Raw genomic sequence first — 24,219 nt, forward strand, 5'->3', positions numbered from 1 at the left:
GGATTCGCGGAGCAAGCGATGCGTGCGCGCACGTCGCCGACCAGCAAACCGGGCGCCCGCCGGACGCCCGGTCTCTATTTCGACTGGTATGCAGGCGAGGGCACCGCGCAGTCGACGGTTCAGAGCGGCGTGCCGCTTTTCGCGGGCTTGACGGGCGCGGGCAGTGTCCACGTCGACGCGCCGCCGCTGCACCGCTTCACACGCTGGCAACAATTCGATCAAGCCTTTCGCGGAGAAGGCGTGAGCAGCCTCCTCGCCTGCTCGGTGCGCGGCTTCTTCGAAAACGGCGGCCGGCTGTGCTACGTCATGCCACTGCCTTTCGATCCCGAAGAGCCGGCTGGCTACGCAGCGGACACGCCGTATGCCGACGCGCTCGCCAACGCGATCGGCACACCGTTCGAAGCTGGCGGCATCCTCGAGGAATTCGACGACATCGATCTTGTTTGCGCGCCGGACATCATGACGCCTGTGATCGCCGGATCGCCCGCGCGCGTGTTCGATCTTCAGGCTCGCATCGTCGACTATTGCGCACGCAAGGGCGACCGCTTCGCGATTCTCGATGCGCTTGAAGGCGGCCTGAACGACGCAGCAGACCAGCGCGCCGATGCGGCGGTGCTGGGCGCCATCAATCAGTGGCAGGCACTGCCGCCCGAATACGGCGCGATCTACTTTCCGTGGATACGCGTGAGCGCGCATCGGCCGACGAAGGGCGCGCCACTCGACTTCGTGCTCGTGCCGCCGTGCGGGCATGTCGCGGGCGTGTATGCGCGCAGCGACCGCCGGGTGGGCGTGCACAAGCCGCCGGCGAACGAACTGCTGGAAGGCGTGCTCGATCTTGGCTTCGCGGTCGCCAACCGCGACGAGGCGGCCCTCAACGAAGCCGGTGTCAATTGCCTGCGCGAAATGCGCGGCTGGGGCATCCGCGTATGGGGCGCGCGGACCCTGAGCGACCGCCCGGCGTGGATGTATGTCAACGTGACGCGGGTCATGCTGGCCTTGAAACGCTGGCTCGAATATGACATGCGCGATCTGGTATTCGAACCGAACGGCGCGTCGCTATGGGCATCGATCGAAGAGCGCTTCGAACGATACTGCAGCGATCTGTTTCGCCGGGGCGCGCTTAAAGGGAGCAGCGCGGCCGAAGCCTACTTCGTAAAGTGCGACGCCGAAACCAACGCTCAATTCAGCCGTGACAGTGGTGTGGTTGTGGCGGAAGTCGGCGTGGCGCCCGCGGCGCCGAGCGAATTCGTCATTGTCAGAGTCACGCAGAGTGCGAGCGGCGTGAACTTCACCGTACCGACAGCCTGGTAAACGAGGAGAAACAATCATGGCAACTGGCAAGCGCAGCGATCCGTTTCGCGGGTTCAAGTTCAGGGTGTCGATCGGCGGCATTCAGCGCGCGGGCTTTCGCGAGGTGTCGGGTCTCGACGCATCTACCGACCCGATCGACTATCGCGAGGGCGATGACAAGACGCTGACGACGCACAAGCTCCCAGGCCTGAAAAAGTTTTCGAACATCACGCTAAAGCGCGGCATTACCGACGACCAGGACCTGTGGAAATGGCGCAAACAGGTGATGGACGGCAAGATCAAGGATTGCCGCAAGAACGGATCGATCATCCTGATGGATGACGAAGGCAATGATGTCGCGCAATGGGATTTCGTGGACGCGTGGCCGACCAAATGGACCGGACCCACGTTCAATGCCACCGCCAATGAAGTGGCGATCGACACGCTCGAACTGGTGCACGAAGGTCTGGACCGGACGAAATGACTCTCACGACCGAATACAGCTTCACGCTGCCGCACGGCTATGTTGACGCGCAAGGCACGCTTCACCGCGAAGGCGTGATGCGGCTCGCTACAGCGAACGACGAAATTGCGCCGATGAAGGATCCGCGCGTGCAGTCCAATCCAGGTTATCTGGCGATCATTCTGCTTTCGCGGGTGGTGACGCGTCTCGGCGATCTGCCGCAGGTCAATCCGCGCGTGATCGAGGACATGTTCGCCGCGGACTTCGCGCACCTGGAAGAACTGTACCGGCGCATTAACCTGAACGGCCACAACAGGGTGCAGGTCAAGTGCCCGCATTGCGAAACGAAGTTCGAAGTCGAGGTCGAAGAGGCGGGGGAGCCATAGGCTACCCCCTCGACCAGCTGTTCGAGGAGGTAGCCTATGTCGCATATCACTTTCACTGGCCGCGCTCGCAATTGATGACGCTCGATCACCTCGAACGGCATCGCTGGGTCGAAGAGGTTGCGAGGATCAATCGACGAATCAATGACGCGCAGACAGACACGAGGGAGTAGCAGATGGCCGGGGCAACCAGCGCAGAGTATCCGTTCGCCGCTTTCGTGTACTCGATTGAGATCAAGGATGCCGGAAGCGGGGACCACGGTGTGGTCGCGGGCTTTAGCGAGGTGTCGGGGCTGGCTGTCGAAGTCGAGGTCGAAACGTTGCGTGAAGGCGGAGAGAACCGCTTCGAACATCAGATCGCGGGGCCGGCGAAATATTCGTCGCGGCTCGTGCTCAAGCGCGGGCTCGGAGACTCGTACTACCTGTGGTCCTGGTATCTGAAAGTGATGCAAGGGGAGATCGAGCGGCGGGACGTGACCGTCGTTCTTAACGACCCGACGCACAAGAAAAACCGTCGCTGGACTTTCCATGCCGCGTGCCCGGTCAAGTGGACGGGCCCGGACCTGCATGCGGCCAATTCTGCGGTTGCGTTCGAATCGGTCGAGCTGGTGCATCGGGGAGTGCTACCGTGAACCCGGGCGGCCCGGATTCGCGGGCGGCGCAGCCCCCGCGCAGCGACAGGCTGAGTGGCGCGCTCGGCGATTCGCTCTGGCGACGTCACACCCATACCGCGCTCAATGCGGGCTTGCGTACCGGTTGGAGCAGCGACATCGGCACGTCGGTCTACGAGCGGCATGCGGACTTCGTCGCCGCCGCTGCGCGCCGCATCGCGGGCGGTAGCGCGGCGGGCGGCCCGGACGACGCGCGACCCGTCGTGACCGGACAGCGCGTTCATTTCGATCCGTCTGCGCCCGACTTCGCCGCGCAGCCCGCGCAACCGTTGCCTCGAACCCATGTGGTTCAGCGTGCCACGGTCAGTCCGCGCGAAACGGAGCGCGATCCGGGCGTGCCGGCCGGCACGGCTGAACCGCAGCGCGATCCAGGCGGTACTGACGCGTCTTTCGCGTTCGCGTCTTCCGCAGCGTCGCCTGATCATTCCACGTCTGTCGCTCCGGCGTCCGGCGCTTCGGCGCACGACAATGCCGCGTCCATTCAACGTGCGATGAACGTTCCGCTTGAGGATGTGCGAGACGCGAAAGCGGCGCGCATCGCGCACATTGATTCGCCAGGCGGCGGCACGCCCGCGCCTCCAGTCGTGACCCATGCGGCAGCCGCGCCGACCATTCGAGCGCACGAAGCAACACCTGTCGCTCGCACATGGCCGGCGATGGCGAGCGCTTCGAGCGACGCGCGCTCGCCCCTGGCACGGCAGATCGCTTCACATCGTCGCGCCGTGGTGCAGGGTGTAGCGTCAGCGGGAGCCTTCAGCACCCGCGATTCAGCGCCCTCGCAAAGCGACACGCATTCTGGTGCGCCGGAACTTACGCGTCGTTCGATTGCAGGCCCGAAAGACACTCAGCATGTCGCAGCCTTGATTACGGGTGCGATGATCACGTCGGACGCCTCGAACGCAGGTGGGCCACGACCTCGGTGGTGGCCCGACGCGCTTCACTCTGTTGCAATGCGCAAGCCGATGAGCGCGCTGCCGGCAGCGATCGACCTCGGACAGAGCCAGCGAGCCGGCACAAAGCCAGCGAAAACGCAGGACATCGCTCCGGCACACACGTATGCGGTCTCTTCTCACGGCGTGAGGCAACGAGCCGGCCTGGACGCAACCGCATCGCCAATGCCGCGGCCGCTGGCAACAGTGATCGCCCATTCGCCTGACTATCCGGCTGCGGCTGCGGCCTCGACCACCGTCACCGCTAGTGCGACTTCGCGGACTACAACGCCCGCGCAGCGGCTGCTGTCGACGCACGCACAGGCCAGCCATCGCGCTGCGGCCGGCGCCGTGGTGGCGCAGGCCCGTTCGCATGGCGAGACGGCCGGCTCGGCCACGCAGACGAGATCCGGCGGCGCGCGGCCGTTCGAAAACACCGGGGCCGTCAGTGAGCGCGCGCCCGACGTGCCGGCCGTGCAGGCGGGCACAGCGGTCGATTCGAATGCCCCGGCGACGCCAGACGTCGCGATGCACACCGATGCCGGGGCAGGAGCCCGTTCGACTGGTCTGCCCGTCACGTCCCGTCTGGCGGTGCATGAACCGGAGATCGACCGCACCATCGTCCGCGTGACCGACGCGAATGCGCACTCGGTCGTGCGGTTGCTGCGCAGCGCGCGAATAGCGGGGGAGGTGCGCGGCGAGGCTGCGGCGAGCATCGGCGGTGGTGGTCATGGAGCTGCTTTGGACCGCGACGGGAGGCGAAACACGGAGCGCCCGGACAGGCCGCTCGACGCCGCAGCCGCAAGCGCGCCCATCATTGCTGACACACGAATTGCTTCTTCGCATCCACGAGACATCACCCGGTCTGAATCACTGGATGCGCTGTCTGCGTCTGCGGCTACGGCGCACGAATCCACCGACGATCTGCTGCCGATGCCGATGCCGATGCCGATGCAGCCCGCGGCTGCCCCAACCGGGGAGCGCGCAGCGCCCGTGTCCGACGTGACGCGAGCGCCCGGTGCCACGTTACGCGCCCGTCTCGCGCAGCCGTTGGCAACGGCCACGAATGCGCGCCACGATCTGCCGTCCCTCAGCCCGGCCGGTGACAACACTGGCGCGACGAAGCCACCACCGGCCGGAGAACTCACGGTCACGACCGCAACTGGCACTCAAGCCCATGTCAGCGCTGCCCCAACGCCACCGCAATTGAGCGTGCTTGCCCGAGCGGCCATCCAGGAGTCCGGCGAAACCGTAACCGCGCCGGTGCGCGTCGACCGTCCTTTCGAGCCCGACCCGTTGTTCAATCCTCAACGGCACGATCCGGCGCTGACCGCGCTACCTGTCACATCGGCCGCGCCGCGCCCAGCCGCGCAGTACCCCGGCGCACGCATGCCCGAACTGCTGCGTGTATTCGCACCGGGCGCGCTGTGGGCGGCACGGGCGGTCGTTACGGCGGGCGCCGCCCAGGGGCAGCCGGCGTATTACGCGCGCCACGAAGGTCCATTGAGTCAGCGCGTCGGGCTCGATGCAGGCATGCCGGGCGGCGGAACTGCGACGTCCACCGCGATTGACCGGGTTGCCGAGACATACGGTGTCGTGCCCGCCGCGATCCAGACCGCGCAGGCAGCTTCTCCATTGCCGGGCCCGCACGCCGCTACGCCGGGCGCCATGTCGACCGCGCCACACGCGCAGGCGGGCAAGGACGACGTGAATGAACTGGCCGAGCGCGCATGGCAGATCATTCAGGACAAGCTCCTATACGAGCGTGAACGGCGAGGATACGCACCATGGCCCTGAACAAGCTGGTGATCCTCATCGAGCTGCCCGGCGAGAACATGCAATTCAGCGAAAACGACGAAAACTTCCAGATCGTCGCGCTGTTCAATCCGAAGAGCCTCGGCATCACCCGCCAGGTGCAGTGGCAGACGCAGCCGGCGACGAAGCACGACAGCCCTGAGCTGCAGTACACGAGCGGCCAGCCGGCTACGCTCAGCGTCGAACTGTTTTTCGACACTTACGACAACGACAGGAGCGCCGACCGTAAGGACAGTGTGTTCACCGCGTACATGAGCAAGCTGCTCGCACTGACGACCGTGCGCGGCGACAAGCACCGGCCGCCCGTCTGCCGGCTCAAGTGGGGCAGCCAGGGCATCTTCTTCCAGGGGGTGTTGCAGCAGCTGGACCAGCAGTACACGATGTTTATGGACGACGGCAAGCCCGTGCGCGCGACCGCGAAATGCACGTTCACCCAATGGCGCAGCAACGAGAGCGACCTGCAGAAGCAGAAGCTGATGTCCTCGGACGTGGTCAAGACCTGGACAGTCAGGCGCGGGCAGACGCTGGCGAGCATCGCCGCCGCGGAGTATCGCGATCCGCGCAACTGGCGCTACATCGCAGACGCGAATGGTATCGACGACCCGCTCGCGTTGCGGCCCGGCATGACGCTGCTGCTGCCTGCACTGCGCGTCTCGGCGAAGGCGGGCACACGATGAACGCACGCAGCGATTTCGACACGCTGGCGCCGGAGTACGCGCTGAAGGTGAACGGCGCGGCGCTGCCGCTTGCCGCCGCGGCCGATCTGATTTCGATCAACGTGCTCGACGACGTCGACGCGATGGGCATGTTCACGTTTTCGCTGACCTGCATGGACACCGTGGACATGAAGGTCAAATGGATCGACGACGACCTCTTTCGCGAAGGCAATCCGGTCGAGATTGAACTCGGTTACCGCGACAACCGGCGCATTCTTTTCAGCGGCGAGATTACAGGGCTCGAACCTGCGTTCCTGGAAGACAGCCCACCCACACTGACGGTGCGCGGCTACGACCGCCGGCATCGGCTGATGCGTGAGCGCAAGACGCGCTCGTACACCAACGTGAAGGACAGCGATATTGCGAATCAGCTCGCGGGCGGCGCGGGACTCAAGCCCGAAATCGAAGACACCCGGGTCGTGCTGCCGTATGTGCTGCAGCACAGTCAGACCGACCTGGAATTCCTGCTGGGCCGCGCGCAACGCATCGACCACGAAGTGGTGGTGGACGGCCACTCGCTGATCTACCGGCCGCGCAAGGTCAAGGACAGCGCAACGCTCACGCTCAGGCGCGAAATCGAGCTGCTCGAATTTCGCCCTCGCATGTCGACGATGGGCCAGGCGCAGGAGCTCGTGGTGCGCGGCTGGAGCCCGAAGGACAAACGCGAGATCGTGTCACGCTCGGGCGTCGGCGACGAGCCCTCATTGATGAGCGGCCAGTCGTCGGGCCCGGCGAGCGTTCAGCGCGTGTTCGGCCGCACCGGCAGCATGATGGTGCGCGCACCCGTGCAAAGCCAGGAGGAAGCCGATCTGGTCGCAAAGCAGCGCTTCGCGGAAATGGCGCTCGGCTATATCCGCGCGGACGGCGTGTGCATCGGCGAGCCGCACCTGCGTGCCGGCATCGTGGTCAAGATCGAAGGGCTCGGCGCGCGCTTTAGCGGTCTTTACTATGTGACGGCGACCGAACAGCGGTTCTCGATACGCAACGGCTATCGGACCCGCTTCGCGGCGAGGAGGAATGCGACATGATGCACGACGATCTGCTGCGCGGCCTGCTCGCGCGCCCGGATACGGATGGGCGGTACTACGGCGTGGTGGTCGGCGTTGTCACCGGCAATCGCGATCCGGACGGCATGCACCGCGTCAAGGTCCGCTTCCCGTGGCTCAACCAGGACGACGAGAGCAACTGGGCACGCGTCGCGACGATGATGGCGGGCAACGGCCGCGGCGCTTATTTCCTGCCTGAGGTCGACGATGAAGTGCTGGTCGCGTTCGAGCACGGTAGCGTCGAACATCCCTTCGTGATCGGTTCCGTATGGAACGGCAAGGACGTGGCGCACGAGTCGAACGCGGACGGCAATAACGACAATCGCAGCATCAAGTCGCGTAGCGGTCATGTCGTGCGGCTGTGCGACCGCTCGGGTCAGGAAAGCATCGAGATCATCGACAAGACCGGTCATAACCGGATCGTGATTCAGGCGTCCGGCAACACGATTTCGATCGAAGCACAAGGCGACATTGCGATTCGTTCGCAGACCGGGAAGCTGACCATCGAAGCCGTCGGCGTCGAGATCGATTCGAAGGCAGGTGTTCAGATCAAGGCGGCAGAGACCGTCGACGTGACAGCCACCGCGCAGATGAACCTGAAGGCTGCGCTGATCAACCTTAACTGATGCGAGCGCGTCCGGGCGTCAGCGGCGGCAGGCGCTGCGGGCCGGTGAACGCGCAGGAGAAGCGGCCATGCCCGCAGAGGTACTTGGAGTCGGATGGGGTTTTCCGGTCGAACTGGTCGACGACGGCACCGGCGGGCCGCGTTTTGCGCTTGCGCGCTATGAAGAGAGCGTGCGGCAGTCGGTTGTGATCATCCTATCCACGGCCAGAGGTGAACGTGTGATGCGACCGACGTTTGGTTGCGGGCTCCACGAACTGGTGTTTGCGGTCAACAATAGTGCGACGCGCGGCATGGCGGCGTTCCACGTGCGCGAGGCGTTGCGTGAGTGGGAACCGCGCATCGACGTGCTGCGCGTGGACGCGTCGAGCGGAGGCGAGCATGGCGAACAGTTGCTGATCGATCTGGATTATCGGGTACGGCTCACGGACGGCCGTTTCAACCTCGTGTATCCGTTCTACCTTGACAGGCCGATCGTATGAATCCCGACAACGTGCCGGTGCTGAGCACAAAGGACTGGACGGCAGCGCAGGTCGCCGAGGTGGTGGACCGTTCGCTCGCGCGCGGTGCAGGAAGTGCCGATCCGCTCCGGCATGCGCTCGAAGCGGTGCTCGCCCACTATTGCCGCGTCCTGACCGTGAGCCTGAACCGCGCGCCGGACGCGCATCTCGCAGCCTTTGTGTCGTTGCTGCGCGCCGGGCGCATGCCGCCGGTGCCGGCCGTCGTCCCGCTGTCGTTCAAGGCGACGCGCACACCGGCTGCGCAGGAAGGTCCCGTTGTACCGCGCTATACCGAGGTCGCTGCCGCGGCGCAGGGCAGCGCCGGGCCCGTGGTGTTCCAGACCACCCGCGACCTGCAGGTACTGCGCGCGGAGCCGGTGCGCGCGATGGCCGTCGATTTCCGGCGCGCCGCGGTTGCCAACGCAGCCGTCATCCTGTCGGACACGCCTGCCGTCGATGCGGATCTGTTCTCGACGGCTGCCCCGTTGATCCGCACAGCGCATATCGGCGCACTGGCGTTCGGCGATCACGCCTGCCTCGTGGGATTGCAGGTGAATGTCGCGATCGACGCAACGCAGAACCCGCGTCCCGGCACGGCGATCGAATGGGGCATCACAGCGCCAACCGGCTTCGTGCCGCTGACGCCGCAGCGCGATACGACGGCGAATCTGACGGTCAGCGGCACGGTCGAATTTGGCGCGCTGCCGGACTGGCCGAAGGCTGTCGTGCGTGGCGCGGAAAGCTTCTGGCTGAGCGCGCGCACGCGCCCGACGCCTCTGCCGCCCGGAGACGGCGACGCGGAGGAAGCGGTGCCTTGCGCGCCGATCCGTCAATTGCGCGTGACCACCCGTCACGCAACGGCCGCGCTTCCACCGCAAGCCGCAATGTATGGGCGCATACCGCTCGACGTGACGCGTGACTGCTATCCGTTCGGTGAACGGCCGCGCTTCGGCGATGTGTTCTATGTGGCATCGAAGCAGTTCACGGTGGCCGGCGCGACGATCGAGTTGCGCATCGCATTGACCAATCCCGCCGACGGCGACCCTGCCGCCACGCCGCTGCCGCCGGTGAGCCGCGACGGCGACCCGCGCGTGCGCTGGGACATTCATACGGCGGCAGGCTGGGTCGCGTTAGCTGTCGACGATCGCACCGAGGCGCTCACGGTGAGCGGCACGCTTTCGTTCACGGTGCCGGCGGACGCGTCGCCGGCCACGCTCGGCAACGTGACGAGCGGATGGTTGCGGGCGCGCCTTGTCTCCGGCAACTACGGTGCTGGCCGCACGGTCCCGGACGCCGCAGTGCTGCCGCCCGTCAGCGCGCCTTCGATTGCGAGCATCGCAGTCGACATGTCGATCACGCGCGGGCCACTCGAACCGGAACATGTGATTCTCGACAACAGCTTCGAACAGGCGGTAGTGAGCCGGGGAGCGGACGCGCGGCTCGCGCCGTTCTGTCCGTTTCCCCCGTTCGATGTGCAAGGCGCGGCGCTGTATCTCGGCTTGCAGGCGGCACGTGACGACGTTGCGGGGTGCACGCTGCATTTCTACGTGAGGGTGAAGCCGGACGACGGGCCGCCCGTTTGCCGCGAGACCGGTCAGCGCGCGGCGCCGTTGCGCTGGCAAGCGCGCGGCGCTACGGGCTGGCATGACTGTACGGCCGTCGATGAAACGGACGGGTTGCGGCATTCGGGTTTCATCGCGGTCAGCACGGGCGATGACGTCGCGACGTGGGACACCGCGATCGGAGAGAGCGATCGTACGCTATGGTGGTTGCGACTTTTGCCGGGCGGGGACAACGGGTCCGCGCCGCGTGTTGGCGCAATTGGCCGTGTCGTGCTGAACGCCGTGCCGGCCGTACAGACTCTCCGTCTTGAGCACGAACTGCTCGGCTCGAGCAACGGCCGCCCCGCGCAGGCGTTTCATGCGGCACGCAGTCCCTTCATCGGCGCGGTCGAAGTCGATGTGCGGGAAGGTCCCGCGTTGCCGGATCAGGAATGGGTGCGCTGGATCTGCGTCGACGACTTCGACGCATCGACACCGGCGTCACCGCATTACGTCGTCGACCGGCTCGCGTCGAGTGTGCATTTTGGTGACGGCCGGCGCGGGCGTATTCCGCCGGCGGGCGGCAACAACCTGCGGATAAGCTACGCCTCCGGCGGGGGCGCACGCGGCAATTGTCCCGCGCTCACGGTCAAGCAGTTGCGTACAACGATCCCTTATATCGAGTCGGCGACCAACGTCGATGCGGCAAGCGGTGGCCAGGACGCGCAGGACGAGTCGTCGGCGCGGCAGTCGGCGCTCGCGTGGCTCAGGCATCGCGACCGCGCCGTGTGCGTCGACGACTACGCTGTGCTCGCGCACCGCGCGTCGCCCGAAGTGGCGCGCGCCGATGCGTTCGCCGCCGGTGAACTGAAAGCCGGTACGCTGGCGGCGCCGTTGCCGCCCGGTATCGTCGGCGTGTCGATCGTGCCGCGCAGCGCAGCGCCCAGGCCGCAGCCATCCGCGACGCTGCTGCGCACCGTCAGGCAATATCTCGATGCGTGCCGTTCGCCCGGCGCTGAACTGGTGCTGTTCGGCCCCAGCTATCTGCTCGTCGGCGTGAGCGCGGTACTGGCGCTCCGGCCGGAAGCACTCGCGACGCGCGTCGTTGCGCTCTGCGAGCAGCGCCTCGACACTTTCCTGCATCCGCTCACGGGGGGCAGTGACGGGCGCGGCTGGAAAGCCGGTGAGCGTCCGCATGCGTCGGATTTTCATCAGGTACTCGACGGCGTAGACGGGCTGGACCATGTGCAATCGTTGCGGCTCCTGTTCGAGACGGCGTTCGCCGATGCGCCCGGCGCGGCGCGCCCGCTCGTGGCTGCCGGTCGCCACGCGCTGCGCGCGGAGTGACGATCATGACGAACTCTGTCACCGGCGAACGCGATTTCGAAGACCTGGTCCGCGAGGGCATCGCGCTGCTGCCCGTCCATGCGCCGCAGTGGACCGACCACAATCCGTCCGATCCAGGCGTCACGCTGGTCGAACTGCTGGCGTACCTGTCGGACATCCTTCTGTATCGGACCGGGCGCATTACGCCCGCAGCGAAGCTGCAGTTTCTGCGCCTGCTCAGAGGTGCTGCATGGCAGGACTGGGTGCGGCTCGACATAGCGGACGCGGATGAATTGCAGCGCTCGATCGACGCCGCCGTGAGCGAGCTCGCTCACGTGCAGTGCGCGGTCACGGCCGGCGATTTCGAGCAGCTCGCACTGGCCGCCGCGCAGCGTCAGGCGCCGCCCGGACAGCGCTACGCCACGCACTGCGTGATGAATGCGAATTTGAGCGGCGGCGGGCGGCGCGGGGTCGATCTGCAAAGCCCCGGGCACGTCAGCGTGGTGATCGCCGCGCTTGACGAAATCTCCGCGGACGACGCTGCGAAATTGCGGGCGAGAGTGCGGCGCTACCTGCTGCCGAAGTGCCTGCTGACGACACGGCTGCATGTCATTTCGCCGGACTACCTGTACATCGGGATCGGCTTTCGCGTGGCGCTGCGTCCTGGCGTTTCATTGCAGGCCACCACGCAGCAGATCGGCGCCGCGCTGCAGGAACGCTTCGAAACGGGCGGCGCACCGCCTGACATGGCGTCCCTGTTCGGCGCCACGCTCCATCTCGCCGAGGTCGCGCGCATCATCGACGACGTGCCGGGCGTCGACTATGTCGAAGACGTCACCGTGCTGCAGTTGAGCACGATGCGCCACGCGGCGATGCGTGTGGACGCAAGTGTTGGCGTGCAGGTGGGCCGGCGCTCGACGCTCGGGGTGGACACGCGGATCGGCGGCGTAGCGCTGGACGAAGAGCGGCTCGTGCGCGACAGCGAAGGTGTGCTGGCGTCGGTCAGACTCAAGCCGTGGGAACTGCTGCGGCTTGCGATCGCGCACGACGGCGTCGAGCCGATCGCTGCCGCGAAGTTCGATGAAGCCGCCCGTCGGGGAGGCCGCGATGGATGAGGAGCGCGGCACCCGTTTGCTGAACAGCCTGCCCGCGATCTATCGCGCAGCGGACGAATCGGGGCAGTTGTGCGCGCTGCTCGGCGCGTTCGAAGCGATCCTGCTCGAAAGCGACGATCCGAAAGCGCCGGCAATCGCGCAGCAGATCGATGCGCTTCCCGCGCTGTTCGCGCCGCTAGGAGCCGGCTTACCCGGCCATCCGCACGCGCGCACGCCCGACCGCTTCTTGCTGTGGCTTGCGCAGTGGGTCGCGTTCGAACCGTACCGGCTGTTTTCGGGCGACCGTCTGCGAACGATCATTGGCGGCATGGTTGTTCTGCACGGCCGCCGTGGCACGCGCCGCTATCTGATCGAGTTGCTAAAGCTCTGTTTCGACGGCATCGACGAAATCCGCATCGACGAAAACCCCGTGCACGGATTCACGATCGGACTCGCGCGGCTCGGTCAGGATTCGGTGCTGATCCGCGAAGCGCCGTATTGTTTCAGGATCGAGATCGCGCTAGGCAGCGCTTCCAGCGAGTTGCAGCACGAGCCCTGGCAGTCGCTTGAACAGCGCGTGCGCGCCGTGGTGGACTTCGCGAAGCCGGCACACACCGTGTACGACCTCGTGTTGAGAAGAGGCACAACAAATGCAAAAGAAACAGCTACTCCATAAGAAGCCGGGGTACTTCCGCGGCCAGTTGCTGCTCGAAGACGACTTTATCGCCGAGCAACGCTACCATTCACACGCGCGCTATCGCCATGCGCTCAATATGCATGGCTGGGGCGTCGTGCGCGGGCTGGAAGTGGTGCGCATCGACGAAACGACGATCGCGGTGAGCCCAGGCATCGCAGTCGACGGACACGGCCATGAAATCGAACTGCTGCATGAAGAAAGATTGAGTCTCGCGGCGATCGCAGCACAATCACTGGTGGCGATCAGCCTCGTCTATGCGGAGGAGGGCGCGGCCGAGGCGGCTGATGAAGCGGGGCAGCGCGTGCGCAACTGTTATGGCGTGCTGTCGGCTTCCGTTGGCGTGGCCGAGGCGGCGGTCGTGCTCGCCACCGTGCAATTGAACGAGAGAGGGCATGTCGTCGATCACCACGCGATCGGCCTCGCGAACCGGCGCCTGCTGAGAACGCCGCTGGAGCCGGGTTCTGTGACGGCTGCGGCACTCGATGAGCATTTGCGCGTCGGCTGGCTCAGAATGCCGTTCCGGCCGATGCCCATTCCGCGGGAGGGAGACGAAGAACCGCCGCCGCCGTTTCGGGTTGGCCCCACCGAAGCGCGCGCACACCGCGACTATGACGGGCGGGCCAATACGCGCGGCGCGGCGGGCAGCATGGCGATCGCGTTGCCACCCGGCGTGACGCGCGTACTGCGCCTGCGTATCGCGGGCGAGGAAAACGATGCCCGCATGCAGATCGAACTGATGATCGGCGGCTGGGACCCGGAGAAGCGCAAGCATGTCCTGCGCAATCTGCTGAAGGTCGATCTGAAAGGCGGCTCGTTCGATAACACCTGGCAGATAGACAGGGGCGAACTGCACACGGAAACCTCTACGCTTGCGCTGGAAATACGCTGCGAAGGGTACGCCCGCGTGTCACTCGTCGCCATCCAGGTGACCTGCGATCCGCGCGCGCTGCAGGCATCGATGCCGGCGTCCTGAGCAGACAGCCATGCACGCATTTGAGAACTCGCTCGAGCATCTGCTTGCCGAAATCGAGTGGGTGGATGTGCTGATTCGCGCGCTCGTCGCGCGCGTGCGGGCCGAGCAGGCCGAGGACGACCCGTTCCGCGGTCTCTATCTGTCCGAGCAGCACGTGGATGCGCTACTTGCCGCTCCGCTCGGTATGCCTTCCTGGCTGACTTACAGCGCCGCGCACAATGACGCGCGCGGCGCGCAACTCGCCGCGCTGCGCGAGCAACTCGACGCTCGTCGCCGGTTGAGTCTCGACGCCGGCATCGACTTGCGGCTGGAGCGCCTGCGCTTGCTGCTGGACCTGAGCGATTTCGATGTCAGCGTGTTGCTGGTCTGCATCGCGGCCGGCCTCGATACGCGTTACGAAAGGCTTTACGCGTATTTGCAGGACGATATCACGAAGACACGGCCTGGCATCGATCTCGTGCTTAACCTGCTGGAAGCGGACCCGCTCAAACGGTTCGCCGCGCGCACGCGCTTCGAAGCGGACGCACCGCTGCTGCGCTACCGGCTGGTGTCGCTCTTCGACGATCCGTCGCGGCCGATGCCGCTCCTGATCGGCCGGTTTCTGAAACTGGATGACCGCGTCGTGTCGTTCCTGCTCGGGTCCGACGCGGCCGACGAGACGGTCGCGCCGTATATGTGCCGCGCGGAGCCGGGACCGCCGCTCGATGCGCTCGTCGTCGACGACAACGTGAAGCGCGGTCTGCAGGGGCTCGCTCACGCGCCGTCCAGCACGCGGCGCGTCGTCGTGCATTTACAGGGCCGCCGCGGCTCGGGACGGCGCACGATCGCGCGAGCGTTGTGCGCCGGGCGCTGCGTGCCGTTGATCGAGATCGACCTCGAGCGGCTACTGGCGGCAGCGGATTTCGCGGCCTCTCTCGCATCGATCGACCGGGAAGCGCGCCTCGCGGGCGCAGCGTTGTACTGGGACGGATTCGATACGCTGTCGCCACCGGAGCAGCGGCCGCTGCTGGCGACGTTGCTGCGCATGATCGGTCGCGGGCCTGCGCTCGCGTTCGTTGCGAGCGAAACTTCACCGCTGCCGTCGAGCGCCTTCCCTGACGTGCGGCACGTCAACGTGACGCTCGCGCCGCTTTCCGCCGCCCAGCGTCTGGAACTGTGGCGCAGGGCAGTCGACGGCCAGGTGCTGGCGATCGATGCGATCGACCTGTCGGGTGTCGCAGCACGCTTCAAGTTCACGCCGCGGCAGATTCGCGAATCGATGGACACCGCGGCCAGTCTCGCAAGCTGGCGCAATCCCGCTGAGGCAGGCATCTCGGTACAGGATCTCTACGACGCGTGCCGGTTCCATTCGAACCGCATGCTGTCGACGCTCGCGCGCAAGATCACGCCGCGCGTTGGATGGGACGATATCGTGCTGCCACCGGCCCGTCTGCTCCAGCTGCGTGAGATCTGCAATCACATGAAATACCGCCACCAGGTTTTCAGCGAGTGGGGCTTCGAGCGCAAGCTCATCTCGAGCAAGGGGTTGATGGCGCTGTTCGCGGGACCGTCCGGCACTGGCAAGACGATGGCCGCTGAAATCATCGCGGGGGAACTCGGCCTCGATCTGTACAAGATCGATCTGTCGTCGGTGATCAGCAAGTTCATCGGCGAGACCGAAAAGAACCTCGCCCGAATTTTCGACGAAGCGGAAACGGCCAACGCGGTGCTGTTCTTCGACGAGGCCGACGCGCTGTTCGGCCGGCGCAGCGAAGTGAAGGACTCGCATGACCGCTACGCGAACATCGAAGTCGGCTACCTGCTGCAGCGCATCGAGGAGTACGAGGGTGTCGCCATCCTCGCGACGAATTTCCGTCGCAACATGGACGAGGCCTTCGTGCGGCGCCTTCAGTTTACGGTGGATTTCGCGTTGCCCGGCGAAGCGGACCGCTACCGGATGTGGCAGCGCATTCTGCCTGAGCAGACGCCGCGCGACCCGGCTATCGACCTCGGCCAGCTGGCGTGCCGTTTCGATCTGACGGGCGGCAATATCCGCAACATCGCGGTCGCCGCGGCATTTCTGGCGGCCGACGATCGCGACATCGTGCGCATGACGCACCTGATCGCGGCCACGCAGCGGGAGTATCAGAAGATGGGAAAACTGGTGTCGGACGGCGAATTCGACGACGCGTCGTCCTGAACAGCGCGGCGCGCCCGCGCTGCGTCAATAGCGCTTCGAAGCGGCACATTCTCCGGTGCTGCCGTAGCCCTCGCATAAAAACAGCTTGAGCCAGTTGATTCTCTCCTGAACGCGCTGGTCGAGGCACGTGGCATAGACCAGCGACGACATCGAGCCTCCGCCCGACAGACCGCGCTGCCACGCGCATTCGCGGCGCGCCAGTGCATCCCACTGGGCTTGCGTGTCATGGAGGTCGCGCGCCGGCTGGGCGGGAAGCGAATGGTCGAGTTCGCCGAGCAGTGCCTGAAGCTTGCGCTGAGAATCCGCAAGGTGCTCCGCTTCGCTCTGCTGCGTCTGCACCATGCTCGGCCCGGCGGACGGCGGTGCGCCCGGCGCCGTGCAGGCAGCGCACAGCAACAGTAACAGCCACACGGATGCACGACTACGCCGCCGTGCTGCGTCTGCCGCGCGGGCAATGGTTAGATTTGCCCGAGCCAAAGCTTGATCTCGTTTTCGCGGCGATTGGCGAGTCCCTGGTTGAAGACCCCCCCGGCCTTGTTCCATTTGCGCAGGTCGTCGGGTACCTCATCGAACGCGCTGTTGTTGACGTCCTTCAGGGCCGAGCTGCCATGAAAGCCCGCGATGCCGATGTTGAAACAGAACGATACGAGTGCATCGAACTGGTTCTGATTCAGGTCGACGGCGATCGAATCGTTGAGCGTATTTTCATAGGCAGGCAGGTCGGACGCGAGCAGGGCCTGCACCTGAGCGAGCGTGAGACCTTGCGCATAAGGCACTGCCGTTCCGCCGATATTCACCGTGCCCGAACTTTTTTCGGCTGGCGTGAGCGCGTGACCCACGCCGATCGTCAGCACGCCGACGCCGTCATCGTAGGCTTTGGTCTCGAAGCCCTCCCACTGGGTCAGCAAGCCGCACCCATGTTCACTCATTTGCATGGCCATCATCGCTCTCCGAACAAGACATACCCGACGCGAGCGATACCAGCGAGATATCCTGCGCGCGCCAACCCTGGCCGCTCCAGCAATCGCGCTGACGCGGCGCGCCTGGAACCGTGGTCCATACAGCGCTTTCGATAAACGATTTCATGAACGCGAATTTGAAGCTCGGGGGTACGGGTGCGGGGCCCAGTGCTGGTCACGTAGCATCCGCAGAACGCGTTGCCTTAATGAAGATAGGACAGCGCTGAACCTTATACAAGCGGCCGTGGTGTCGGTGGTTCGGGATGCACAAATACGCGGCGGCGCTCGGGAGTCGCTGACCACGCAACCGACCGGCGCCCCGCAATCGAAAGTACTATGCTTTAAGGTGATCTGTGGCGAGGCGGCCCTGCGGCCGGTCGGAGGCAGCATGCCGTATCACGAGCTCAAAGAAAGCGTCAGGTCCGCCGTGATTGCCAGGCTGTCGGCTGGCCGCGAGGCCACGCCTGCTATTTCCCGTCAGCCGGTAGATGCCTTCAGCGCTAGCCGTGCGGCGAATGCGCCGTGGACATCGATCCATCACCCGGTACTGCAATTGCAGCGGCAGTACGGCAACCGGTTTGTCAGCCGGCTGTTTCGCGAAGCCAGGGCGGATGAGCGCTCGAACGGCGGCACGCACCCCGAGCGCGCAATCGATCGTGTGCGCTGGGGTGTGCTGCAACGCAAAAGCGACGACGGTCAGCGCAAGCTGTTTATCGGTCCGTCGCGTCATGCAGGCGAACCGCAAACGCGTCGCGTGGCTAGCCAGGGCACGGGCAGACTCGCGCGAGGTGTGACGCCAGCGGTCAGGCTTAACTCGTATTTCCGACGCTTGCAACGTCGATGTGCATGTGGCGCGCGCGCCCCTTCGCAGGAAAAATGTGAAGAGTGCGGCCAAGGCATGCAGCGAGCTGTTTCGGCAAATACTCGCGAAACCGTGTACAGGGCGTGCGGCGACCTCGATCGGCGCCTGGACCGTTCGGTCGTCGGAGCAACGGTTATTCAACGCGTCCATGTCGATGCCAAAGGGCGCAAGGCATTCGACTGTGCGGCGTTCGCCGGCGATCCGAAGCTGGAGGCGTGTCTGAACGATGAGGACCGGCTTCGTCCGCACGAAAGGGGACCCACGGTTGCGAAGGTTCAAGCCGCGCTTCAAAGCGACGGCCAGGATCTCGGCCCCGATGGCGCAGATGGCGTCTATGGGGCCGCCACCGGACAGGCGGTCATGGCGTTCAAGGCCAAATATCACCTTGGCTTCGAGCGCTTTCCGGATGTCGGACCGGGTACGATGGCCAGGCTCGACGAACTGTGCGCGAAACCCAAACCCGGCCCAACGCCCAAACCACCGAGTACTGGAAAGTGCTTTGACAAGATCGACTGGCCTGCCTTCTTTACGCAGGCCCGTGAAGCTTGCGAGACCGAACGCGGTGTCGAAAAGCTTTTGTGCCAGCAGGTCTCAAATGATTGCAAGCAGTTCGACGATCCTTTATTCGTTGAGAACTGCGTTGTCAACGGCGGATTTCAATTGCTCGTAGAAGAATGTGGGATTCCTGCCCAACCGCCAGGGAAGGCTGAAATCCGTCAGCTTTTCCAGAATTTCATCAAGGGCAAGTAGCGCACCGGGGATCGGCCGACAGCAAACGTGGAAGCGAAGGAATGTGAGGGAGCGCCATGCCATTTCTAGCGGCAATTGAGTCTGAACGCAAGGGCACCGGATCGACCCCCGCAAAAATCGCCGCGCCGGCTCGCAAGGTATCGGTTCCGTCATCGAACACGTTCAGGACGACGTCCGCCAATAGCAAGCCCGTGTCCAGCGCGCGACGCGACGCCCGCGCCCTGAACGGTCTCTCAGGCTCGCCGGCGTCCGTTGGCCTCTACCTGGTCCAGTTGCAGCGGCAGTGCGGCAACGGTTACGTGCAGCGTGTGATCAATCTGGCGGAAGCGTCCCTGGCAGCGAGTCCATCGGCACGGATGGTTCAGCGGCAAGACGACGGCGCAGACGAGAACAGTCAGTCTCCCGCTTCGTCCTACGTCTCTCTGGACGAAGACCTGTTTGTCGAGGACGGTCAGGATAACGACGGAGTGGCCGCAGCCAGCGGCCCGCCTGTTCTGGTCCAGCGCGCGCCTGACGGACAGGACATCCCTCCACCGCCGCCGGCATTCCCGAGCGTATCTGAGTGGGCGTTCGACGTGTTCGACGATGCTGGCAGTCTGTACGGCCTGACGTGCGAAGACCGACGGGAGCGCGGCTTTGTAACGATGTGGAACGAACGGACCAACACATCGTTTGCCGGTCCGACAGCCATTGGCGACCCCACCGTCGGCTGTAGCACCCGCGCTCACATAGATCTGGTTTTTCCCGCTGACAGGCCGCCTCTGTTCCCGGTGGGCTGGTTCCATACCCATCCGCCCGCCAACCCGGGGTGCAGGAAGCTGGCCGTAGGTCCAAGCGATAAGGACAAAAAGACTTCGGGGAGGTTGGGATTGCCGGGCATGGTGATTGACACCGCCACGCCAACGGCTGATTGCAAAACTTCAAGCTACTTCTTTTTCGGCCCGGCAAGAAGGACCGCTGCCGGCTGACCGGTGCGCGGAAGCCAGTCGTTTTTCAGGAGTTTTGCGCTTTCCAACACGTAACACTTCCGATAAAATCGCATCCGATATATAATTGTCCTCATGCTAAACATCTGGCTTTTTGCCAAAGAGGATGCAGATGAAATCTACCGACAAGGCCTCCGCGGCCGTTCCGCTCTCCGACTTCCTGTGCTTTGCGGTCTATTCCGCGAACCTGGCGTTCGGCAAGGCATACAAGCCGATCCTCGAGGAGCTTGGGCTCACGTATACGCAATACATCACGATCATTGCGCTATGGGAGGAGGACAACCAGACCGTCGGCAGCCTGGGCGAGAAACTGTTTCTCGAATCCAACACGCTCACGCCGATCCTGAAGAAGCTTGAGGTGATGGGTTATCTGGAGAGGCAGCGCGATCCCGAAGACGAGCGCCAGGTGCGGGTCAGCCTCACGAAAAGCGGTCGACGGCTGCGCGAAAAAGGCCTGAACATGGACCTCATCAAGGAGACTGGCCTGGCACCGGACGAGTTCGCAAAAGTGCAGAAGGCGATGGTCACGCTGCGCAACAATCTCGTCCAGTCGGTGCAAACCGAGGCGTGAGCGCTGACCGGCCGGATTGACGCAATCCCTTTCGCGCCGTCGCGTGTCAATAGCGCGGCGCGTCGATCCGCGTCGACCCATCATCGCGCCGCTTATGGCAGCTGATACTTTTCGCGCACCAGATGACCGATCCCGATGCGATCGAGAATCTCCAGCGGGCACAGGAAGGTCACGCGGACGGTGCCGGGCAGCCGGCTGATGTCGATCGATCCGGTGATGGTGGCGCGATTGAGCACTTCTTCGTATGCCAGGCCGGTGACAGCGGCGGCCCGCCGCAGGCCGTTTTCGGTCGCTTCGTTGAGGTTGACGCCGCTGCCGATGAAGGTGACCGGACCACTCTGCTCGATCTCATGCTGCCCCCATCGCGCGCCGAGTTCAGCGACCTTTTGCCGTTGAGCGGCGTTCATCGGACGCGCCATCGGCGGCAAGTCGTCGACGTTTTGCAACAGGATCGGGCCATCGAGTTTGAGGTGCTTGATCACCTCGACCGTCAGCTCGGTTTCGCCGGACACGTCGGTGGCATGCCCGGCGATTTCGCCGTTGCCCTGCTGCGCATGCATGTCGCCGAGGTACACGCCAGCGCCGGGAACCTTGACCGGACAAATCACGATGCAGCCCTCGCGCACCGAATTGGTGTCCATGTGACCGTCGGTCTTGGCGGCATGCAACGCTTCGTGGGTCAACGCATAGCGGTGCGGCGCGCCGACCAGGTACTGGCCGAAATCGGCGCAATTGTGCGAGTCCGGCAGATCGCGAGCCGGCGTCGTGCCGATGTTGCCGAGGAACGGCCGCATGTGCGCCGCGACGCCGGGGATATCGGCGCGCGCGAGCGACAGGATTGAATGCTGGGCCGCGCGCTCGGGGAGTGCCGACATCTCCGACGCTTGATGTGCCAAACGGTCGGCCACCTCCTGGTTGACGGTGAGGCTGACGTGGTTTTCCTGATCGAGCACGATCGTATAGCCGTGCTTGAACCGGAATGCGCTGACTTCGGCGCCGCAGTGATCGCAGTGAATCGCTTCTTCGCCAATGCCTTCGATGCGGCTCGCGGGCTGCGCGGTGCCGCACGCGTGGCAGAACTTGGCGACAAACGGGTCGCCGTGATAGCGGCCCTCGACGAACTTCATGACGCCGGAGGACGTCGCAGCCGACCTGACGCGCATGCGCCGAAGCTTGAGTGCGACAGCGTCGCCGATTTCGGCGCCGGCGATCGCGACCGGTTGCGTCACTTCGTGGCCACCCTCAAAGGCGGGCGTGATCATCGGCCCCCAACAGCCCGGCGGCGTGCCGGCGATCAGCGTGCCGCCGTCGGCGAGAGGGCCCAGCATCGGCTGGCTGGGTCCCAATAGTCCATTCGTGTAGGAGTCGACACGCAGCCGCGTCACAGGCGGCTGTTCGGTGGTTGCGTCATGCAGAAGGGTCGTCATTGTCTATCTCCATGTGCCGCACGGAATGCGGCCGCTTATAAATGACTGGCTTGGCGAGGTGGCCAGGGTCGACAGGATTCGCATTGCGATCGATGCCGTTAGCGGCACACGCCGCTACGACACGCATTCAATGGCGAAGACGCTAAATGGCCCGGTGAGGGAGGATGCGCGCGATTCAGTGACGTGCGTAGAGGCTGTCGAGCGGTGTCACGGCGGCACGGCCCGCTGATTCGGAGTGGCCGGCGAGTGTGCCGCCGTACGCCTCTTGTGAGCCGGTGGCGTCGTCGCGTGCGGCGGCGAGGGTTTGCGCGCTCTGACCGCGTTGCGACGCCGGTGCGCCAACCGATGGCTGGTAGAAGGGGGCGGGACCGTAGCCACTGGCGAACGCGGGAGCAGCGACGGAAGAGGACAGTGCGACGAGCAGTGCAACGATGAGTTTGGTCTTCATGATGGATTCCTTAAAAGATGAGTGGATACGCATTCATATCGTATGCGATTGAATCGCGCTGGATTAATAGTGAAGAAGTCAGTCTGTAATGTCAAGCGCAATCGATTGCATCGGGTGCGATATATATGGGATAGAAGAAATATCCGACGTTGAATGCAGGAGCTGGGTCCAGGTCCCGGCTTCAAGCTTCGCAAACCCGTGCGCCGTCATTATTCCGATCGCGCCAGCTGTTCCCGGATGGCCGCCTCGGTCTTCGCATAGTTGCCTTCGCCGAAGTGGCTATAGACGATCCGCCCTTTCTTGTCGATCAAGTAGAGCGCCGGCCAATACTGGTTGCCGTATGCGTTCCATGTCGCATATTCATTGTCCTGCGCGACGGGGTAGCGCAGGCCATATTGCTGGATGGCCGCGCTGACCTTGGCGGTCTTGCGCTCGTACGGGTACTCCGGCGTGTGCACGCCGACGACCACGAGGCCCTGGTCTTTGTACTTCTCATGCCAGTCCTCGACATGCGACAGGGTATTGACGCAGTTGATGCAGGAGTAGGTCCAGAAATCGACCAGCACCACTTTCCCTCGGAGCTGTTGCATCGTCAGCGGCGCGCTGTTGAGCCATCTTTCGATGCCGACGAATTCCGGTGCGGGACTGTTTCTGTCGATCGGAAGCGCGGTGGCCGCGCCGCTGTTGGCGGTCATCCCGCCTATCGCCGCCATCGCGGCTATCACGGCTATCGCGGCTGCGGCAGTTATGGTCTTGAATCGGGCGAGCATTTCTGGGTCCTTGGAACTGGAAGAAAAAGCCGGGACTGGCATGACTCAATTGGAACGCGTGCGCGTATCTGGCTTGTGTCGGGCGTGCTGTGCGTATGCAATGTTTTGTGTCGGGACGGCATCCGAATACATTGCGATACAAACGGCCGCGCGGTTTGCGCCATAAAGCAGACGTTCCTCTTTTAGGCATGCGCCGCGTCAACCCACTGTGCAGTCCACCGTCTGCTTACACCGTGTTAAAAGTGAATTGCAGCACGGGCTATTCATGATCGTGTGGTTCGAACATATAGTCAGTCCCGAAGCGCGTTGCCGGATGGCGGCTTAAGTCGCCAGAAACTCGAGCCGGTTGGCGTCGCACTCATCGAGTGCTTGTCTGGAGCTGGATGGTGGAGCAACCGGGCGATAAGAGGTCCACACGCGCGGCGTCAAAGCGTTGTGCGTCCTGATGGTCGCGCGTCCAATATATGAAGATGGAAGAGGATATGAAGCTGATATTTGTTGGTGACCCGATGTGCTCGTGGTGCTACGGTTTTAGCAAGGAAATGGCCTCGATTGTCGAGAGCATGCCGGAGCTTGAAGTGCAGATCGTAGTCGGCGGCATGGCGGCGGGGTCGACCACGGTACTGGACGACGCCGGAAAGCAGTTCCGGCTCACGCACTGGGCCCGCGTCGAACAGATGAGCGGGGCGGAATTCAACCGCGAAGCGCTGATGGCGCGCAAGAACTTCGTCTACGATACTGAGCCTGTTTGCCGCGCCGTGGTGGCCGCGCGGATGGTTGCACCTGCCGGCGACCTGCTGAAAGTGTTTCGTGCGTTGCAGCGTGCGTTCTACGTCGACGGACTCGATACGACCGATGGCAAGGTGCTCGCGGACGTAGGCGCACAGGCTTTGGCGGCACAAGGTTTTGAGGGCACCGCAGAAGCGTTTTTCAAAGTCTGGTCGTCAGAGGAGGCAATCGACGCCGCGCAGGCAGACTTTGCGCTGACACAGCGCATGGGCGTGAGGGGATTTCCGACGCTCTTCGTCGAACTCGACGGCCAGATCGGTCAGCTCAGCTCCGGCTATGCAACGGCCGGGCAAGTGACGCAGGCGCTGAGATCGCTTGCAGCGTGATCACCCGTCGGGACTTGAAGAGCCACCATTTCATTCGGAATCGGTGGCTTTTATTGTGTCCGTCATCGGTGAATGCGCTTGACGAG

24 protein-coding genes are annotated in these 24,219 nt (G+C 64.3%); 19 read left to right on the forward strand and 5 right to left on the reverse strand.

What is annotated here, in order from left to right:
• The first annotated feature begins 18 nt into the window (after window positions 1-18).
• The 15 genes from P3T16_RS09575 (at window position 19) to P3T16_RS09645 (ending at window position 16,245) form a co-directional block, all read left to right on the forward strand.
• On the forward strand, window positions 19-1,311 hold the full coding sequence (locus P3T16_RS09575) for a phage tail sheath family protein (RefSeq protein ID WP_429342081.1): 1,293 nt from the start codon (window positions 19-21) through the stop codon (window positions 1,309-1,311).
• Window positions 1,312-1,327: 16 nt separating this feature from the next.
• Window positions 1,328-1,774, forward strand: coding sequence for a phage tail protein (locus P3T16_RS09580; RefSeq protein WP_429257156.1), 447 nt, complete (start codon window positions 1,328-1,330; stop codon window positions 1,772-1,774).
• Entirely contained in the window at window positions 1,771-2,139 is a 369-nt protein-coding gene (locus P3T16_RS09585; RefSeq protein WP_429257155.1) for a phage tail assembly protein, read from the forward strand. The genes P3T16_RS09580 and P3T16_RS09585 overlap by 4 nt, the downstream gene beginning before the upstream one ends.
• Entirely contained in the window at window positions 2,082-2,309 is a 228-nt protein-coding gene (locus P3T16_RS09590; protein ID WP_429257154.1) for a DUF6760 family protein, read from the forward strand. Before P3T16_RS09585 ends, P3T16_RS09590 begins: the two co-directional genes overlap by 58 nt.
• Window positions 2,310-2,312: 3 nt before the next feature.
• Window positions 2,313-2,768 (forward strand): phage tail protein, encoded by a 456-nt coding sequence (locus tag P3T16_RS09595; protein ID WP_429257153.1) that lies wholly within the window; start codon window positions 2,313-2,315, stop codon window positions 2,766-2,768.
• Window positions 2,765-5,533 (forward strand): hypothetical protein, encoded by a 2,769-nt coding sequence (locus tag P3T16_RS09600; protein ID WP_429342082.1) that lies wholly within the window; start codon window positions 2,765-2,767, stop codon window positions 5,531-5,533. The genes P3T16_RS09595 and P3T16_RS09600 overlap by 4 nt, the downstream gene beginning before the upstream one ends.
• Window positions 5,524-6,228: a CIS tube protein gene (locus P3T16_RS09605; protein WP_429257151.1), complete on the forward strand. Its 705-nt coding sequence runs from the start codon at window positions 5,524-5,526 to the stop codon at window positions 6,226-6,228. The genes P3T16_RS09600 and P3T16_RS09605 overlap by 10 nt, the downstream gene beginning before the upstream one ends.
• Window positions 6,225-7,295 (forward strand): phage late control D family protein, encoded by a 1,071-nt coding sequence (locus P3T16_RS09610; RefSeq protein ID WP_429342083.1) that lies wholly within the window; start codon window positions 6,225-6,227, stop codon window positions 7,293-7,295. The genes P3T16_RS09605 and P3T16_RS09610 overlap by 4 nt, the downstream gene beginning before the upstream one ends.
• A complete protein-coding gene (locus P3T16_RS09615) occupies window positions 7,292-7,939 on the forward strand; it encodes a phage baseplate assembly protein V (protein ID WP_429342084.1) in 648 nt (215 codons plus the stop codon). Before P3T16_RS09610 ends, P3T16_RS09615 begins: the two co-directional genes overlap by 4 nt.
• Window positions 7,940-8,006: 67 nt before the next feature.
• Window positions 8,007-8,417: a GPW/gp25 family protein gene (locus P3T16_RS09620; RefSeq protein WP_429257148.1), complete on the forward strand. Its 411-nt coding sequence runs from the start codon at window positions 8,007-8,009 to the stop codon at window positions 8,415-8,417.
• Entirely contained in the window at window positions 8,414-11,323 is a 2,910-nt protein-coding gene (locus tag P3T16_RS09625; RefSeq protein WP_429342085.1) for a putative baseplate assembly protein, read from the forward strand. The genes P3T16_RS09620 and P3T16_RS09625 overlap by 4 nt, the downstream gene beginning before the upstream one ends.
• A 5-nt stretch (window positions 11,324-11,328) precedes the next feature.
• Window positions 11,329-12,417, forward strand: a complete 1,089-nt coding sequence (locus P3T16_RS09630; RefSeq protein WP_429342086.1) for a hypothetical protein — start codon at window positions 11,329-11,331, stop codon at window positions 12,415-12,417.
• Window positions 12,410-13,072, forward strand: coding sequence for a phage tail protein (locus P3T16_RS09635; RefSeq protein WP_429342087.1), 663 nt, complete (start codon window positions 12,410-12,412; stop codon window positions 13,070-13,072). The genes P3T16_RS09630 and P3T16_RS09635 overlap by 8 nt, the downstream gene beginning before the upstream one ends.
• Window positions 13,047-14,066 carry a hypothetical protein gene (locus P3T16_RS09640; protein WP_429342088.1) on the forward strand — a complete coding sequence of 340 codons (1,020 nt, stop codon included), beginning with the start codon at window positions 13,047-13,049 and terminating at the stop codon, window positions 14,064-14,066. Before P3T16_RS09635 ends, P3T16_RS09640 begins: the two co-directional genes overlap by 26 nt.
• A 10-nt stretch (window positions 14,067-14,076) precedes the next feature.
• Window positions 14,077-16,245: an ATP-binding protein gene (locus P3T16_RS09645; RefSeq protein WP_429342089.1), complete on the forward strand. Its 2,169-nt coding sequence runs from the start codon at window positions 14,077-14,079 to the stop codon at window positions 16,243-16,245.
• A 24-nt stretch (window positions 16,246-16,269) separates the two neighbouring features.
• Here the strand turns inward: P3T16_RS09645 and P3T16_RS09650 are convergent, their stop codons facing one another.
• Both P3T16_RS09650 and P3T16_RS09655 read right to left on the reverse strand, forming a co-directional pair.
• Window positions 16,270-16,656, reverse strand: coding sequence for a lysozyme inhibitor LprI family protein (locus P3T16_RS09650; RefSeq protein ID WP_429257142.1), 387 nt, complete (start codon window positions 16,654-16,656; stop codon window positions 16,270-16,272).
• Window positions 16,657-16,703: 47 nt separating this feature from the next.
• Window positions 16,704-17,180 carry a lysozyme gene (locus P3T16_RS09655; RefSeq protein ID WP_429342090.1) on the reverse strand — a complete coding sequence of 159 codons (477 nt, stop codon included), beginning with the start codon at window positions 17,178-17,180 and terminating at the stop codon, window positions 16,704-16,706.
• Between P3T16_RS09655 and P3T16_RS09660 the strand changes: the two genes are divergently transcribed.
• The 3 genes from P3T16_RS09660 to P3T16_RS09670 all read left to right on the forward strand — a co-directional run bounded on the left by P3T16_RS09660 (window position 17,179) and on the right by P3T16_RS09670 (window position 20,373).
• Complete coding sequence (locus P3T16_RS09660; protein WP_429342091.1) at window positions 17,179-18,816, forward strand: peptidoglycan-binding domain-containing protein; 1,638 nt, start codon at window positions 17,179-17,181, stop codon at window positions 18,814-18,816. The genes P3T16_RS09655 and P3T16_RS09660 overlap by 2 nt on opposite strands.
• A gap of 191 nt (window positions 18,817-19,007) precedes the next feature.
• Window positions 19,008-19,784, forward strand: coding sequence for a hypothetical protein (locus P3T16_RS09665; RefSeq protein ID WP_429342092.1), 777 nt, complete (start codon window positions 19,008-19,010; stop codon window positions 19,782-19,784).
• 130 nt (window positions 19,785-19,914) lie between these two features.
• Window positions 19,915-20,373 (forward strand): MarR family winged helix-turn-helix transcriptional regulator, encoded by a 459-nt coding sequence (locus P3T16_RS09670; RefSeq protein WP_429342093.1) that lies wholly within the window; start codon window positions 19,915-19,917, stop codon window positions 20,371-20,373.
• 92 nt (window positions 20,374-20,465) lie between these two features.
• Here the strand turns inward: P3T16_RS09670 and P3T16_RS09675 are convergent, their stop codons facing one another.
• The 3 genes from P3T16_RS09675 to P3T16_RS09685 form a co-directional block, all read right to left on the reverse strand.
• Window positions 20,466-21,800, reverse strand: a complete 1,335-nt coding sequence (locus P3T16_RS09675) for an acetamidase/formamidase family protein (RefSeq protein ID WP_429342094.1) — start codon at window positions 21,798-21,800, stop codon at window positions 20,466-20,468.
• 175 nt (window positions 21,801-21,975) lie between these two features.
• Window positions 21,976-22,248 (reverse strand): hypothetical protein, encoded by a 273-nt coding sequence (locus P3T16_RS09680; protein ID WP_429342095.1) that lies wholly within the window; start codon window positions 22,246-22,248, stop codon window positions 21,976-21,978.
• 209 nt (window positions 22,249-22,457) lie between these two features.
• Window positions 22,458-23,018, reverse strand: a complete 561-nt coding sequence (locus P3T16_RS09685; RefSeq protein ID WP_429342096.1) for a thioredoxin family protein — start codon at window positions 23,016-23,018, stop codon at window positions 22,458-22,460.
• A gap of 482 nt (window positions 23,019-23,500) precedes the next feature.
• On the opposite strand from P3T16_RS09685, the gene P3T16_RS09690 reads away from it, so the two are divergent.
• Window positions 23,501-24,133: a DsbA family protein gene (locus P3T16_RS09690; RefSeq protein WP_429257134.1), complete on the forward strand. Its 633-nt coding sequence runs from the start codon at window positions 23,501-23,503 to the stop codon at window positions 24,131-24,133.
• Window positions 24,134-24,219: the final 86 nt, after the last annotated feature.

This window comes from Paraburkholderia sp. GAS42 (genome assembly GCF_050436565.1).
Classification (GTDB): domain Bacteria; phylum Pseudomonadota; class Gammaproteobacteria; order Burkholderiales; family Burkholderiaceae; genus Paraburkholderia.

Excerpts from the sequence above, each read along its gene's own strand:
- P3T16_RS09640 (WP_429342088.1), top strand. The coding sequence starts at position 13,047 with ATGCAAAAGAAACAGCTACTCCATAAGAAGCCGGGGTACTTCCGCGGC.
- P3T16_RS09575 (WP_429342081.1), top strand. The coding sequence starts at position 19 with ATGCGTGCGCGCACGTCGCCGACCAGCAAACCGGGCGCCCGCCGGACG.
- P3T16_RS09680 (WP_429342095.1), bottom strand. The coding sequence starts at position 22,248 with ATGAAGACCAAACTCATCGTTGCACTGCTCGTCGCACTGTCCTCTTCC.
- P3T16_RS09620 (WP_429257148.1), top strand. The coding sequence starts at position 8,007 with ATGCCCGCAGAGGTACTTGGAGTCGGATGGGGTTTTCCGGTCGAACTG.
- P3T16_RS09660 (WP_429342091.1), top strand. The coding sequence starts at position 17,179 with ATGGCCATCATCGCTCTCCGAACAAGACATACCCGACGCGAGCGATAC.
- P3T16_RS09580 (WP_429257156.1), top strand. The coding sequence starts at position 1,328 with ATGGCAACTGGCAAGCGCAGCGATCCGTTTCGCGGGTTCAAGTTCAGG.
- P3T16_RS09610 (WP_429342083.1), top strand. The coding sequence starts at position 6,225 with ATGAACGCACGCAGCGATTTCGACACGCTGGCGCCGGAGTACGCGCTG.
- P3T16_RS09675 (WP_429342094.1), bottom strand. The coding sequence starts at position 21,800 with ATGACGACCCTTCTGCATGACGCAACCACCGAACAGCCGCCTGTGACG.
- P3T16_RS09630 (WP_429342086.1), top strand. The coding sequence starts at position 11,329 with ATGACGAACTCTGTCACCGGCGAACGCGATTTCGAAGACCTGGTCCGC.
- P3T16_RS09685 (WP_429342096.1), bottom strand. The coding sequence starts at position 23,018 with ATGCTCGCCCGATTCAAGACCATAACTGCCGCAGCCGCGATAGCCGTG.
- P3T16_RS09670 (WP_429342093.1), top strand. The coding sequence starts at position 19,915 with ATGAAATCTACCGACAAGGCCTCCGCGGCCGTTCCGCTCTCCGACTTC.
- P3T16_RS09585 (WP_429257155.1), top strand. The coding sequence starts at position 1,771 with ATGACTCTCACGACCGAATACAGCTTCACGCTGCCGCACGGCTATGTT.
- P3T16_RS09615 (WP_429342084.1), top strand. The coding sequence starts at position 7,292 with ATGATGCACGACGATCTGCTGCGCGGCCTGCTCGCGCGCCCGGATACG.
- P3T16_RS09690 (WP_429257134.1), top strand. The coding sequence starts at position 23,501 with ATGAAGCTGATATTTGTTGGTGACCCGATGTGCTCGTGGTGCTACGGT.
- P3T16_RS09625 (WP_429342085.1), top strand. The coding sequence starts at position 8,414 with ATGAATCCCGACAACGTGCCGGTGCTGAGCACAAAGGACTGGACGGCA.
- P3T16_RS09635 (WP_429342087.1), top strand. The coding sequence starts at position 12,410 with ATGGATGAGGAGCGCGGCACCCGTTTGCTGAACAGCCTGCCCGCGATC.
- P3T16_RS09595 (WP_429257153.1), top strand. The coding sequence starts at position 2,313 with ATGGCCGGGGCAACCAGCGCAGAGTATCCGTTCGCCGCTTTCGTGTAC.
- P3T16_RS09645 (WP_429342089.1), top strand. The coding sequence starts at position 14,077 with ATGCACGCATTTGAGAACTCGCTCGAGCATCTGCTTGCCGAAATCGAG.
- P3T16_RS09655 (WP_429342090.1), bottom strand. The coding sequence starts at position 17,180 with ATGCAAATGAGTGAACATGGGTGCGGCTTGCTGACCCAGTGGGAGGGC.
- P3T16_RS09605 (WP_429257151.1), top strand. The coding sequence starts at position 5,524 with ATGGCCCTGAACAAGCTGGTGATCCTCATCGAGCTGCCCGGCGAGAAC.